Raw genomic sequence first — 13,539 nt, forward strand, 5'->3', positions numbered from 1 at the left:
TTCCCGGCCCTGTCCAAGTCACCAACGGAGGGTGAATGACGGGTGCTACCGGGTCCTCGCAGCTGAGCCCGGACTCGCTCGCGGACGTCGTCGGCGGCGTTCGCGTGCGCCAGGTTCGAAGGAAGCGTGACAAGTGTCATAGCGTGCGCGTGCACGGGAGTCCGGCGATGAATCGAGCTCGATTACCAGCTGGGGTGCATATTCGATTCGACCCTGGCTCTCAGGGGTGCCGTCGGGTATCGGCGGTGCGCCTACTTGCAGACCTCTTCGCCCGCGTTGACGTGTTCCAGGTCCGAGGGCAGTTCGACCGGCTTCGAGTCCGTCGAGGTGCTCGTCACGACGTTGGTGATCGCGTCACCGACCGGCGTCGGCGCCTTGACGACGACGCCGTTCGCCGAGTCGACTCCGACGACCACCTCGACGATCCCGCCGAGATCGTCGGCGGCCTCGATCGTCGCGCCCGGGATCGAGGTGGCCACGGTGGCCGCCTCGGCTTCCAGGCCTGCGCCGTAGCGGACCTTGGTGGTCTGGGAGGTGCCGTTGGCGTAGTTGGCGGTGTTGTAGATCGTGAAGCCCTGGTTGCCGAGCTTGGTGGCGGCCGTGCGCGCCAGGCCGTCGTATCCTGAGCCATTCGAGACCAGCAGCGAAACAGTGGAGGGATCCACCGCCGTGTACTTCGTCGGCGTCGGTGCGGCCGGAGCGGGGGCGGGTGCGTCGTCGTGGGCGGTCGGCTTCTCGCCGGGCAGCGGCTGGTCGTCGCGGATCGCCTTGAAGATCGCCTTGATGTCGGATTCGCGGGGGATCTCGTTGCCGTAAGTGGTGGTGCCCGCGGTCGGGACGGTGAGGAAGGTGACCGTGCCTGCGTCGAGATTCTGCAGCGAGCGGCCCAGCATCAGCAGATCCTCGGGCCTGGTCTTTTCGTCGACCAAAGTGTGATTGGTGAACTCTTTGATGAAACCGTTCAGTTTGCCCAGATCGAAGAGCATCTTGCTCGCCAGTGCGCCGCGCAGCAGTGAGGCCAGGAAGCGTTGCTGTCGGTTGATGCGGTCGTAGTCGCTGCGTTCCTCGCCGTAGACGTGCCTGGCCCGCACGTAGTTCAACGCGGTCTCACCGTTGATGCGCTGTTTGCCCGGCTGCTCCAGGATGGTGCCGAGTACGCCGTCGACGAGCGGTTTGGTCGCGCAGACCTCGACGCCATCGATCTGGTCGACCATTGTCTCGAAGCCGGCGAAGTCGATGGCGATGAAGTGATTGATCGAGGCGCCGGTCAGGCGCTGGATCGTGGAGACGAGGCACATCGGGCCGCCGAGGTTGTAGACGGCATTGAGCTTGTCGCCGATGGCGGACGGGAACTTCTCCTTGGTGTAGGACTTGTTGCCGTCCCATCCGTTGCACTGCGGTCTGGTCACGTCCAAGTCGCGGGGGAAGGACATGATGACGACCCGACTCCGGTCCTTGGGGAGGTGCACGAGCATGGTGGTGTCCGCGCGGGAGCCTTCGGCGTCGTCCAGGGTGCCCGCGCCGAGTTGCCCATTGGCGCCTGCGCGGGTGTCGGTACCGACGAGCAGGTAGTTCTCGTCGCCGAGCTGGGCATTGGAATCGATGACGTCTTCTGAGTTCTCATCGAGGGCGGAGACCTGGGTGAAATTGTTGGTGGTCGACCGCATGTAGCTCCAGCCACCGCCCGTGATCACCAGCACCAGCACCGCGACCAGCGCGGCGGACACCCGGCCCGCGGTCTTCAGCCGCCGGTCGCGCCGCTGCTTCGAGGCGGCCAGCCGGGACAGCGGCGGGCCGCCGACGGACTTGGACGGGGCCGCGATCTTGGACGTGGCGGACTTGGCCGCCGGTTTGGGTGTCGCGGCGGACTCGGTCGTCGGCCACTTCTCGGTCGCGGAGCCCTCCGGCTCATCGAGCGGGGGCAGTACGTCGGTGACCTCTTCGGCGGGCTCCGCAGGTTCGGCGGCCCGGCGCGGCGGGGCGGCAGGCGACGAGCCGGTGATGTCGTCCACGACGACGGACGGAGCCCGGCGGGCCTGCCGGCCGGGCGCGGCCTGCGCTGCGGCTCGACGCTTCGCCGCGGCTTCCTCGGGTCGAGCGCCCGGGGCGGGTTTCGCGGGGGTGGATTCCGGGGCCCGGCGCGGGGGCGCTTGTGCCGCATTGCGCAGGGGAGCGTTCGGCGCGCCGCGCTGGCCTTCGGGCGCACGGCGCTGGGCGCTGTCCGGAGGGCGGCGCTGAGTGGTCTCAGGGCCGCCGCGCTGGGTGGCTTCGGGTGCGCCGCGTTGGGCGCCCTCGGGCGCACTGCGCCGGGCGGTATCGGGCGCGCCGCGCTGGGCGGTATCGGGCGCATCGCGCCGAGCGCCCTGAGGCCCGCGTTGGACGTTTTCCGGCGCACCGCGCTGTGGACTCTGCGGTGCCCCGCGCTGGGGGCCTTCGGGCGCGCGGCGTTGCTGCGGAGCCGGTCCCTCGGGCGCGCGACGCGACGCGGCGGGGTCGGCGGGGTGTGCGGGTGCGGTGGAGCCCGGTGCGGTCTCCGCGCGGCGATCGGGGCGGCCACCGGCGTCGGCGCGGCGCCTGCGGCCGATGCGCTCGCTGTCGACCTTCTCGACCAGATCCTGGACAGTCAGCGGCGCGGAGCCCGCGTCGGTCGCGCCATCGGTGTGCCGAGAGCGGCGGGACGTCCGCGCGCCGTCTCGTTCGGGGTTGTCCGCCGTGGGATAGCGCTCCCACGGGGCGCGACCTCCGGGCCCTGGCGCACGCCCGTGCCGATCGTCACCCACCAACGAACCTCGCTTTTCGTCTTTGCTGCCGCCGGCGCCGAGCTCGAACCAGCATGACCGATTTCGCCAATGATAACGATTCCGCCACGGCGGGCCAGTCCGGAGCGAGATCGAATACGCCGCAAAGCCGTTTGCAATTCGCTGTTGTTCGGTAACCGGATGGTAGCGAAATCAGTGCCGAAACAGCCGATACCAGGGCAGTTCCGGCGTGTGTCGGTTTGCCCGTCGCAGCGGCGTCGGATCGCAGTCGGTCAGCCTCCGCTGTGCATCACGTCGGCCGCGGTCGGTACCGCGGGATCGTCCGGATCGTCGAGCCAGCCGTGTGGCAGCGCCACCTTGCCGGGCGAACCCTGCCGCCCGCGCGGTCCCTCGGCGTCCTTCGGAAACGGCGCGGCCGGATCGAGCTTGCCGATCAGGTCGCCCAGTTCGGTGAGACTGGACACGGTGGCGAAGGCGCGGCGCAGATCGGCGCCGACCGGGAAGCCCATCAGATACCAGGCCATGTGCTTGCGCAGATCGCGCATGGCCTTCTCCTCGCCCAGATGGTCGGACAGCAGCGCGCCGTGCCGGTGCAGCACCTCGCCGACCCGTCCCAGGTTCGGCGCCTCGGGCAGTTCCTGGCCGCGCAGCGCCGCTTGCAGCTCGCCGAACAGCCACGGCCTGCCGAGGCAGCCGCGACCGACGACCACGCCGTCGCATCCGGTCTCCGCCATCATGCGGACCGCGTCGTCGGCGGAGAAGATGTCGCCGTTGCCGAGCACCGGGATGGTGGTCACCGCCTCCTTCAGCCGGGCGATGGCCGACCAGTCCGCCTGGCCGGAGTAGCGCTGGGCGGCGGTGCGCGCGTGCAGCGCGACGGCCTGCGCGCCCTCGGCCTCGGCGATGCGGCCCGCGTCCAGGTAGGTCAAGTGCTCGTCGTCGATGCCTATGCGGAACTTGACCGTCACCGGGACGCCCGCGGGCTCGGCAGCGCCGACCATGGCGCGCACGATCCGGCTGAACAGCGCTCGCTTGTAGGGCAGGGCCGCGCCGCCGCCGAGGCGGGTCACCTTCGGCACCGGGCAGCCGAGGTTGAGATCGATGTGATCGGCCCAGCCTTCGCCGACGATGATGCGCACCGCCTCGCCCAGCGTGGCCGGGTCGACGCCGTAGAGCTGCATCGAACGCGGGTGTTCGTCCTCGTCGAAGGACATCATGTGCAGCGTCTTCTCGTTGCGCTCCACCACCGCGCGGGCGGTGATCATCTCGCACACGTAGATGGAGGTGGAGCTGCCGAACTCGCGGCACAGCTTGCGGAAGGCCAGGTTGGTGATGCCCGCCATCGGCGCGAGCACCACCGGCGGATCGACCGGATACGGCCCGATCCGCAGCGTGGTCGGCGCCTCGGTAGTCATCGTCACGCGTTCCAGTGTCTCATCAGGGCCCGCTCGACCCAGCGGCGCCGTGGCGTGACGTGCGCTGATTCACTTGCGGCGGTGGGCGCACCTTCCCGCATGCGGAAGGTGCTCGACGGCTTAGTCTGGGACAGTCAGCTGTATCCACACGACATCGGAGTACCCATTGCCAGCCGAGGACATCGAATCGGGCACGCCCGACGACGACAAGGCCACCGCCGCGGAACAGCGTGAGAACCCGTCGGACGTGCGCCTCGACAAGAAGGACGATCCAGCCCCCGCCCCGAAGTCCGGCGCCACTGTCTCGATTCCGGTGTCGTCGGTGCTGTGGGGCGCGGCTGTCGGCGTGCTCGGCGTGCTGACCGTGCTGTTCGCCGTCCTGTGGTGGTCGGCCAAGAGCGATCTCGACGAACGAGATCAGCGCGCCGCCGACGACCGCCGCGCCGAACAGGTCGCCACCGATTACGCGGTCGGCGCCGCGACCGTCAATTATCAGGACATCAATGCGTGGGTCGGCAAACTGAAGGCCAACACCACCCCGCAGCTGGCGAACAAATTCGACGCGACGGCGCCCAAGCTGGAGCAGATTCTGGTTCCGCTGAAGTGGACGTCGACCGCCTCGCCCATTTCCGCCAAGGTCGTTTCCGAGGACAACGGCGTCTACAAGGTGAATGTCTTCGTGAACGTCAGTTCCACGAATGCGCAGAGCCCCGAAGGCGCGCAAACCACGGTCACTTACAACGTCACGTTGGACGAGAACTCCGGCTGGAAGATCACCGATGTCGGCGGAACCGACGGCGCATTGCCGTTGAACTGAATAGGGTCTCGATAAAAGGACGCCGCCGCCGGAATGATTCCGGCGGCGGCGCTTGCTTTTCGGTCTGCGATCAGATCGCGGCGGAGCCCGCGAGTTCGCGCTTCTTGGCTTCGCGGGCGAGCATACGGTCGCGCTGCTCTTCGAACTTGTCGACGTCCTTGCTCAGCTTCTCCAGGAAGTTGCCGAGCCGCTCGCGCACTTCCTCGCCGCGCGCGGTGAAATCGTCGCGCTCGAAGATGCTCCACTTCTTCAGCACCGGCTGCACGACCTCTTCGAGGTGCTGGCGCAGGTCGTAGATGCCGTGCTTGGCCATCAGCACGCCGTTGCGGCGGAAGTTGGGCATGCCTGCGCCGGGCATCTGGAAGTTCTCCAGGATCAGCGTGATGGCCTCGATGGCCTGGTCGGGGGCCAGGTCCAAGGCCGCACCGCACATGTTGCGGTAGAAGATCATGTGCAGGTTCTCGTCGGCGGCGACGCGCTGCAGCATGCGGTCGGCGATCGGGTCGTCGCAGACCTTGCCGGTGTTGCGGTGCGACACACGCGTGGCGAGTTCCTGGAACGTCACGTAGGCCACCGAGTGCAGGAAGCCCGCGTCGGCCTCGGTGGGGGAGGCGAAGCCGTTGGTCATGTGGACCATGCGCGCCTCTTCGAGGGCGACCGGATCCACGCCGCGGGTGACCACCAGGTAGTCACGCATCACGATGCCGTGCCGGTTCTCCTCGGCGGTCCAGCGGCCCACCCAGGTACCCCACGCGCCGTCCTGTGAGAAGTTCTCGGCGATCTCGCGGTGGTAGGAGGGGAGGTTGTCCTCGGTGAGCAGGTTCGTGATCATGGCCGCCTTGGCGACCTCGTTCAACCGGGACTGCTCCGGGTCCCAGTCGACACCGCCGAGTGCCGCGAAGTTGCGGCCCTCATCCCACGGGACGTAGTCGTGCGGATGCCATTCCTTTGCCAGGGAGAGGTGCCGGTTGACGTTTTGTTCGGCAACCGGCTCCAACTCCGTGAGCAGCTCGAGTTGAGTCAGATCCCTTGCCATGTAATAGCCCTTCATTGAGTGCGTGCACGCTTGCAGGTCGTCCCCGGGTGGACCGTGCTGATGCGGCCATACCTTACGGCACCGTAGGTGTGATGCGAAACGCATACAGCTGACAATCGATGCCTGGTGATGCACTTCATACGTCAACGTCGACGCTCGGCGCACCATCCGAGTGTAAGCCGCGTCGAGCTTGGCGTCCGGTGACGGGAGGCACGTCCGCTCGCAGCGACTTGTCTATCGCCGCGGGACCGCAGGCGTTAGCTCGCGGTGGCCGCGATCTTGGTACGCCGCTCTGCGGTTGCCCGTCGAGCGGGCCTGCCGAGCCGATCGGCGATGTGTCGCCTACGTTCCCGACCAGCGGGTCGTCCATGTTTCCGACCGGTGCGTCACCTGTGTCTCGGGCCACCTGATTGCCCGTGTGCAGGCTGGTCGCCCGTGTCCATTGGCCAGCTGGTCGCCCGCGTCTCCGGCCAGCGGGTCGCGAACATTCTCGACAAGCGCCTCTCCGATCACGCGGCTGCCGCCGGAACGGATCGCCCGGGGTGCCGTCGATCGCGCTGCCGCCCGACCACCAACCTCGCGCTTCCGACACGAGCGCGCCTGTGCCGCCACGCATCTGCTCAGCCGAGGACGTCGACACGGCTGGGCGAGACGCCCAGACGAACGGGGCGAGAATGGGCAGCCGCTGCTTTGGATCGGGTCCGCAATCGTGCCAACCGATCGTGCCGACCGGGGTTCTCGCTCGCTCCGGATCTGCCATTTCGCCGCAGAACGCTGCACAGGCCCGAACGGACCGCGATCGCCTCGTCGCCGCCGAACCTCGCGATGATCCGGGGGCAATCCGGAACATTGGCGCGCAATTAGGCGAAGGAAGCCGTCCGCTCCGCACGTACCCCGGAAACGCCGCAGGCGCCCGGAACACGTCCGGGCGCCTGCGGCGATGTGCCCCCAGTAGGGCTCGAACCTACGACCTGCGGATTAAAAGTCCGTAGCTCTACCAACTGAGCTATAGGGGCGCGAAGGGCAAGTGTAGTGCGCGGTGTCCGTTTCCCCCAAGCCGGGCGGCACGGTGTCGGGAGTGGCGGGGTTCGGCGGGTGGCGGGCGTGCGCGCGGCATGGTTCGACGCGCGCCCCCGGGTGCGGTAACAAGGGAAGCGCGCGATGCGATGGTGCCGGTAAACATTTGGCACCCAGCTTTGTTCATTCCTCCCGGAACTGGATATCATCCAATCATGTTGGCTTCCAGGGACTTTGGATTTGCAGAGGGTGGGAGACCGAAGCTCGGGGGAGCACGCGGGCGGCGTGGGCGATGGTCGCGTGGCGGGCGGGCCGCCGTCGAGCCTGCCGGTCGGCTCGGGTGAACGGCGCTGGCACGCTGGCGAATTCGGAAATCCGGCAAGCGCCCGATTCTGATTGCGAGATGTTTGCTGTAACAGATATCCGAACTCGGCGGCTACCTGACTCTTCGGTTTGCCGCGTGTCGGAACGCGATTCCGGGTACGGTGACGCCTTGGTGAATTCCGGAAGAATCGCCGCCACACCCGGCGAACTGGAATTCGGCTTATCGTTGTTGTGCTCGAACGTGTCGCGACCGGTACGGCCGATCGTGGCGAACAAGGAGTCGATGCCGCAGGAGGCTGATCCGAGACGATGTTTGCCCGGGTGCGCACCCCCTGCGGCGCACCCAGGCAGGCAAACTATACCAGCTGGTGTGTTTCAGGTTTTTCGCAAGTTTTCGTACCGAAAGTTTGAAACTGGGCGAAAACCCGGTTTGAAGTATTGATAAAACTCATAACTTCGCGCCAAGGGTTCGTTCCTATGGGGGGCACCGATTGGCGGCGAGTAGGCTTCGGAGGCGTTTCGAGCATGGCACGGCAGCAAGAGCGGGCCCGCCGGACACGTGCGGCGATTATCAGGTCCGCCGCCGTTGAGTTCGGGAAGAGCGGCTATGCCGCTGCATCGCTCAACCGCATATTGGAAGGTTCGCGCGCGACCAAGGGGGCGATGTACTTCCATTTCGATTCAAAGGAAGATCTGGCCCGCGCGGTACTGGAAACGGCGGTGGAGCGGTATCGGTCCTCGGCCGAGCGCTGGCTCGCCCGAACGGATCTCGGTCCGCTGGACACCCTGCACGGGATGATCGACGAGATGGCGCTGCGGCTGGAGCACGACATCATCGTGCAGGCGGAGTACCGCTTGATCATCGAGCCGGACTTCTACCGCGACGTGAAATCCGGCGGCGGTCGCATCCTCGGCCGCGCGACAAGGGTGCTTGCCGTGCGCGCCATCGAGCACGGGCAGCTGCGCCCCGACGCCGACCCGGACCGGTTCACCAGGACACTGGCCGCCGGCCTGGCGGGGCAGCGCTACATGCTCGACCTCCTCGGCGGCGCGACCGATCTGCGCTCGCGCTTCCAGGAGGTGCTCGAGGTGGTGGTCGAGTCGATGTCCACCCCGGAGTGGGGCGCCGCGTTCCGTGTCGACGGCTGGCGTGCGTCGGCACGGCTGGAAGAGCTCGGTCTGGGCCTCTGACCAGCTGATTTGGGAATCACGGCGATACTGTCATAAGCTATGCGAGCTCCCAACGGACAGCCGTTGAAAGCCGGTCCGGAGGAATCCGGGACGAGCCCCCTTCGTCTAGCGGCCTAGGACGCCGCCCTTTCAAGGCGGTAGCGCGGGTTCGAATCCCGTAGGGGGTACGGTCTTCGGACCGTTGGAAGCAGAGCAAGGCCCTGTGGCGCAGTTGGTTAGCGCGCCGCCCTGTCACGGCGGAGGTCGCGGGTTCGAGTCCCGTCAGGGTCGCAAGTCAGCGCCGGAGCAATCCGGCGCTTCGCATTGGCATTCGGAACGGGTGCCTGCGGCCAGGTAGCTCAGTTGGTACGAGCGTCCGCCTGAAAAGCGGAAGGTCGCCGGTTCGATCCCGGCCCTGGCCACCACAATCCCCTCGCCGATCCCGGTGGGGGGATTTTTCGTTTGGCGCATACGGGTACTGGCCGGAGTGTGACAGAGGTCTCCTCGCGGCCCATCGCCGTCCGTAATGTCTGGTTCGTGTGGAGTATCGCCGTCTTGGCCGTTGTCAGCTGTGTCGTCATCGCCTACGGCTTCGCCGTTGGCCTACCGAAGGATTGAGCCCCGACCGGCGGGACGGTCGCGTCCCGCAATCTGTTCGGCCGGCGCGGTGAATGGACCGTTCCTGTACCTGCCCGGGGCGCGGTATGGCTCGGGAAGTCGGGTGGCCGACTACTCGTTCGCGCGGACTGCCGCCTGCCTACCTTGAGGATCACATCGAAGCCCCGCCGTCGACCGAACCGGTCGGCGGCGGGTCGGAACTGATCCCGGAGGTGTGGATATGGCCCACGACAGGGGAGCCGGACGCGTCGCGCGGAAGTCGGAACTAGCGGCATCGCGGCGTCGCCTCGGACTGGATGTGCCCGCGCCGATCGACCTGAATCGGGCGACCGTCCGTGAACTCGGTGATCAACCGGCGATCGGAAAGGCGTTGGCAGGCAGGATCGCTCGGTGGCGTGCGGAACGGACGGTGCAGACGCCTGCCGATCTGTTCCACGCGGGGCTGATCTCGGCGCAGCGTCTGCGGGAGCTCGAGCAGGTGGCATACGGGGTCACCCTGATCCGCCCGATGATCATCGGCATCGAAGGCCCGGCGCACGGGTACGTCGACGAGGGATTCACCGTGGATGTCCGGTTCCGCGTCGGCGTCGTGGCGCCCGCGATCCTCTCGATCGACTTCTTGTTCCCCTCCGGGGCGATGCGACGCGCGCACTTCCGGCTCACGGCGGAGGACATCGAACGCGGAGCCATCACGGTCGGCGACATCGTCTCGGGGGAGTCGGGCGAGTTGCACGTCTACGCGAAGCTGCGGGATGCCGACGGCGGCGTGCACGAGTACGTGACGACCTTCGACGTGTTCACCAGGAACCCCGTCCAGATCTTCGTCACGCCAACCCACTTCACCCAATCCGGGGCCGCGGGCGCGCCGAAGTTCGACTTCGGTCAGCGCCGCTGGTACTGCTACGCCGACGTCCGCTGGGTGAACGGCGAGGACCGCGCGGTCGACCTCGGCCGAGCCGTCACCGTCCGGATGACCGACGCGGGGACCGAGATCGGCACGTTCACCTTCAACCTGTCCGGCAACATCGTGATACCGGCGCGCTCGACGGTGTACGGCAGCTGGCACACCTATCACGAGGAAGGCAGCGCCGCGTTCGGCGTCTTCCACGCGAAGGGCGATCTGACCTACACCTACAGCATGAGCGGATCCGGCTTCACGCCCACCCGCTCGCAGGTGTGGCGGACGATGCGCACCCTCGGCTACAACATCATCAGGGTCGGCGATTTCACGGCGAACGAGCGCAACGAATACCGGCGGGCGGCCGGCGAGGTAGCGTCGGGAATCTTCCGGTCCCGCGATATGACCGTGCACGGCGTCGAGCTCTACCGGATCGAGGGCACGCCGGAGATGGAAGCCGACAAGGCGCGTTTCCGCTTCATCGACAATCAAGACGAGATCAACCAGCTGCGCAGCAAGTACACCGTGGACAACTGGTACCTGGACGTGTTCTTCGTCGAGGGTCGCTGGGACGGCGCGTTCGGGAGTTCGCCCGTGGACGGTCCCGTCGACAAGGAAGGCGACGGCAGCGGGCTGGTCTTGCGCAGGGACGGCGACACCGTGAATCTCGGCCAGACTTTCGCCCACGAGTCCGGGCATTACCTGGGCCTCGAGCACGCCGACGAGGAAGACGGGTGTGCCGATACCGATCCCGCCTCGCCGGATATCGACGACAACTTCATCTTCTCGTCGTCGCATGCCGACAGTCACGTGATCACCGGCTGTCAGATCAACCGGATGCGCAAGCACGGCCTGGTGCGCTCGGTAACCCCGTAGGGAGACTCATCATGGACAAGCGTGATTTTCCATCGAATCGCCCGGTGCCCTCGGAACCGGACGACGGATCGGCGGAAGGCGTCTACGACGAGCCGATGCCGCCCCGAGCCGCGGACGTGGCCCCCGAGGGGAATTGGACAGCGGGCGAAACGGATTCGCCTGCCGACCTCCGGTTGCGCGTCGAGCACTTGCTGTTGCGGCGGGAACCACCGGACGCCGACGCCTGGGCGGTCCTCGGTCCCGAGACGGCCGGGCTGCTGGTCAGGATGATCGATGACCCGGCGATCGGACGGCGCCCCGCACTGCGCGACCGAGTGATCGCGACACTCGGACAGCTGGGCGTGATCAGCGCGATTCCCCGGCTCGGCGAGATCATGGTCGATCGCGCGGAGGTCGCGGCGACGCGCGCGCTCGCGGCGAACGCGACGGGCCGGATCGGAGCGCGGGAGGCGACCGCCACTCTCGCCCGGGCGGCGGGGGACAAGGACGAGATGGTGCGCAGGCAGGTCGCTCTGGCGTTGGGGCGCATCGGTGACGTCGAGGCCGTCACCCATCTGCTCGCGCTCAGCGCCGACTCGTCGGCAATCGTGGTCGAGGCGGCGCAAGACGGGTTGCGCCGTTCCGCCGTGGACGTCGATGTTCTCGATCGCGCGGAAGCGGTCGAACGGCCCGAGCCTCGGTCGCCCGCCCCCGAGAAGCGGCGCTGAATTCCGGCGCCTGCTCGCTACGGGCGGTGCCGGCCAGGTCCGCAGAATGACGCCGACCTCCGATCCCCCGTCCCGCTCGGCGAAATGCGGACCGGGTGGTCGGCGAAATGGGATGCTGGGGGCATGGCTGAACGGTGGTACTACTGCTTGAAGCACCAGCGTGCCGAGAAGGGGCGCCAGTGCTGGTTCCGGGACCGGATGGGCCCATACCCGGACCAGGCCACGGCCGAACGCGCGCTGGAAATCGTGCGCGCGCGCAACGAACGCGAGGACGCGCGCGACCGATCCTGGCGCGACGGCGACTGACACCCCTCCTGCGCGAGAACCGATTTCGTTCGCGAAGGCGGGCGGGTCCGCTCGCGTCCACGCCGTCGCCGCAGGTCCGTGACTTGATCTTGGTCCGGGCCGCGGCGCACGCTGCCCTGCTCTCCGCAAGCAGCCGCTCAGGTGTCCATCAGGTCTATCAAGTACGGTTTCTCAGAATCTTCAGATCTAACGAGTGCTCGGGTCCAGCGTGGGCTGCGGGCTGGACCAGGTGAGCAGGGAGGGCGACCCTTGAGGGTTACCGTTGTTGTGCCGACCTACAACGAGCGGGAGAATCTGCCGGTTGCGGTGGAGCGGCTGACGGCACTGCCGGTGCCCGACCTGCACGTCCTCGTCGTCGACGACAATTCGCCGGACGGCACCGGGGAGGTCGCCGACAAGCTGGCTGCCGAGCTGCCCAACGTGGTCGGCGTGCTGCACCGCACCGAGAAGGACGGCCTCGGTCGCGCCTACGTGGCGGGCATCACCCGGGCGCTGGACGAGGGCGCCGACGTGGTGATCCAGATGGACGCCGACCTCTCGCACCCGGCCGAGGTGATTCCGGCGATGCTGGAGAAGCTGCGCGACACCGACGCGGGCGTCGTGCTCGGCTCCCGGTACGTGCCGGGTGGTTCCACCGCCGAGGAGTGGAAGTGGTACCGCAAGGCCCTCTCGGCCTGGGCGAACTTCTACGTGAACCTGATCCTGCGCCTCGGCGTGAAGGACGCCACCGCGGGCTTCAAGGCGTGGCAGGCCGACACGCTGCGCGCCATCGATGTGGCCTCGATCCGCAGCAACGGCTACTCGTTCCAGGTCGAGATGAACTACCGCACGGTCAAGCAGGGCGTCGCGATCGCCGAGGTGCCGATCCGGTTCGAGGAGCGCACCCTGGGCGCCTCGAAGATGAGCCTGAAGGTGCAGCTGGAATCGGCGCTGATGCCGTGGAAGCTGCTGTTCGGCCGCTCGGTCTGACCGCACGGCCCCAGCATCGCGGACGACCCCAGCACCGCGGACGACCTCGGGCCACCGCAGACAACAGAGCCCCGCATCCGTGAGACGGAAGCGGGGCTCTGGTGCGTTCGGGGATCGGTTCGGGCGTGCTCACCGCTCGGTCAGGTGCTTGCGCAGACCCTCCATGCTCACCACGATGACCGGCACCAGCATCACGTGCATGATCGCCAGTGCCACGGTGGACGCGGTGTCGAAGGCGGCGGCTACGGTGCCCGCGATGGTGGCGAGCGTCAGCACCGAGCCGACCGCCGCAGCCACCCGCAGCACGCCGACCCAGCGGTAGGACAGCAGCGCGGCGGCAGTCAGTCCGATCAGCAGTGGCACGGCCGACATGACGACGACGCCGCCGGGCGCCACGTCCTGGGTCTTCGTGCCGTCGACCAGGATGAAGGAGCCGCCCGCTGCGGCGCCGATCAGCCAGACGACGAGATTGACCAGCACGGCCGCGGCCGCCGCGCCCAGGACGGCGACGGGGCGGTTCAGTGCGGGGATCTGGACGGCGGTGCGTGCGGGAGTGGCGTGCGCGACGGACATGACGGTCTCCTGAGGTGAAGCTGTGATTTCGCTGTGAGACCCATCTTGAAACCT

The 13,539-nt window shown here is 67.6% G+C and carries 10 protein-coding genes and 4 tRNA genes; 9 read left to right on the forward strand and 5 right to left on the reverse strand.

All coding sequences use genetic code 11. From position 1 onward, the window contains the following. Positions 1 to 251 precede the first annotated feature (251 nt). Both AC3EO7_RS04565 and dusB read right to left on the reverse strand, forming a co-directional pair. Positions 252 to 2,780: an LCP family glycopolymer transferase gene (locus AC3EO7_RS04565; RefSeq protein WP_435590521.1), complete on the reverse strand. Its 2,529-nt coding sequence runs from the start codon at positions 2,778 to 2,780 to the stop codon at positions 252 to 254. A gap of 251 nt (positions 2,781 to 3,031) precedes the next feature. Beyond that, a complete protein-coding gene (gene dusB / locus AC3EO7_RS04570) occupies positions 3,032 to 4,174 on the reverse strand; it encodes a tRNA dihydrouridine synthase DusB (RefSeq protein ID WP_431964513.1) in 1,143 nt (380 codons plus the stop codon). Between the two features lie 166 nt (positions 4,175 to 4,340). Between dusB and AC3EO7_RS04575 the strand changes: the two genes are divergently transcribed. Beyond that, positions 4,341 to 4,991: a hypothetical protein gene (locus AC3EO7_RS04575; RefSeq protein ID WP_431963738.1), complete on the forward strand. Its 651-nt coding sequence runs from the start codon at positions 4,341 to 4,343 to the stop codon at positions 4,989 to 4,991. Positions 4,992 to 5,061: 70 nt separating this feature from the next. On the opposite strand, the gene AC3EO7_RS04580 is transcribed toward AC3EO7_RS04575, so the two are convergent. Together AC3EO7_RS04580 and AC3EO7_RS04585 are read right to left on the reverse strand one after the other, a co-directional pair. Then, on the reverse strand, positions 5,062 to 6,027 hold the full coding sequence (locus tag AC3EO7_RS04580; RefSeq protein WP_431963740.1) for an acyl-ACP desaturase: 966 nt from the start codon (positions 6,025 to 6,027) through the stop codon (positions 5,062 to 5,064). A 943-nt stretch (positions 6,028 to 6,970) separates the two neighbouring features. Further along, positions 6,971 to 7,043: transfer RNA gene (locus AC3EO7_RS04585), tRNA-Lys, on the reverse strand. An 850-nt stretch (positions 7,044 to 7,893) separates the two neighbouring features. Here AC3EO7_RS04585 and AC3EO7_RS04590 point away from each other — a divergent pair. The 8 genes from AC3EO7_RS04590 to AC3EO7_RS04625 all read left to right on the forward strand — a co-directional run bounded on the left by AC3EO7_RS04590 (position 7,894) and on the right by AC3EO7_RS04625 (position 12,912). Then, entirely contained in the window at positions 7,894 to 8,559 is a 666-nt protein-coding gene (locus AC3EO7_RS04590; RefSeq protein WP_431963742.1) for a TetR family transcriptional regulator, read from the forward strand. 94 nt (positions 8,560 to 8,653) lie between these two features. Further along, positions 8,654 to 8,726, forward strand: a tRNA-Glu gene (locus tag AC3EO7_RS04595). Between the two features lie 29 nt (positions 8,727 to 8,755). Continuing rightward, positions 8,756 to 8,829, forward strand: a tRNA-Asp gene (locus tag AC3EO7_RS04600). Between the two features lie 57 nt (positions 8,830 to 8,886). Further along, positions 8,887 to 8,963: transfer RNA gene (locus tag AC3EO7_RS04605), tRNA-Phe, on the forward strand. Between the two features lie 413 nt (positions 8,964 to 9,376). After that, complete coding sequence (locus AC3EO7_RS04610) at positions 9,377 to 10,930, forward strand: ComEA family DNA-binding protein (RefSeq protein WP_435590522.1); 1,554 nt, start codon at positions 9,377 to 9,379, stop codon at positions 10,928 to 10,930. Between the two features lie 11 nt (positions 10,931 to 10,941). Then, positions 10,942 to 11,637 (forward strand): HEAT repeat domain-containing protein, encoded by a 696-nt coding sequence (locus tag AC3EO7_RS04615; protein ID WP_431963746.1) that lies wholly within the window; start codon positions 10,942 to 10,944, stop codon positions 11,635 to 11,637. Positions 11,638 to 11,760: 123 nt separating this feature from the next. After that, positions 11,761 to 11,943 carry a hypothetical protein gene (locus AC3EO7_RS04620; protein ID WP_067790454.1) on the forward strand — a complete coding sequence of 61 codons (183 nt, stop codon included), beginning with the start codon at positions 11,761 to 11,763 and terminating at the stop codon, positions 11,941 to 11,943. Between the two features lie 249 nt (positions 11,944 to 12,192). Next, the gene (locus AC3EO7_RS04625) at positions 12,193 to 12,912 is read left to right on the forward strand and encodes a polyprenol monophosphomannose synthase (RefSeq protein WP_431963749.1); all 720 of its coding nucleotides are present in this window, start codon (positions 12,193 to 12,195) and stop codon (positions 12,910 to 12,912) included. A gap of 129 nt (positions 12,913 to 13,041) precedes the next feature. On the opposite strand, the gene AC3EO7_RS04630 is transcribed toward AC3EO7_RS04625, so the two are convergent. Continuing rightward, positions 13,042 to 13,485, reverse strand: a complete 444-nt coding sequence (locus tag AC3EO7_RS04630; protein ID WP_431963751.1) for a DUF6069 family protein — start codon at positions 13,483 to 13,485, stop codon at positions 13,042 to 13,044. Between the last annotated feature and the right edge of the window lie 54 nt (positions 13,486 to 13,539).

This window comes from Nocardia sp. bgisy118 (assembly GCF_057708605.1).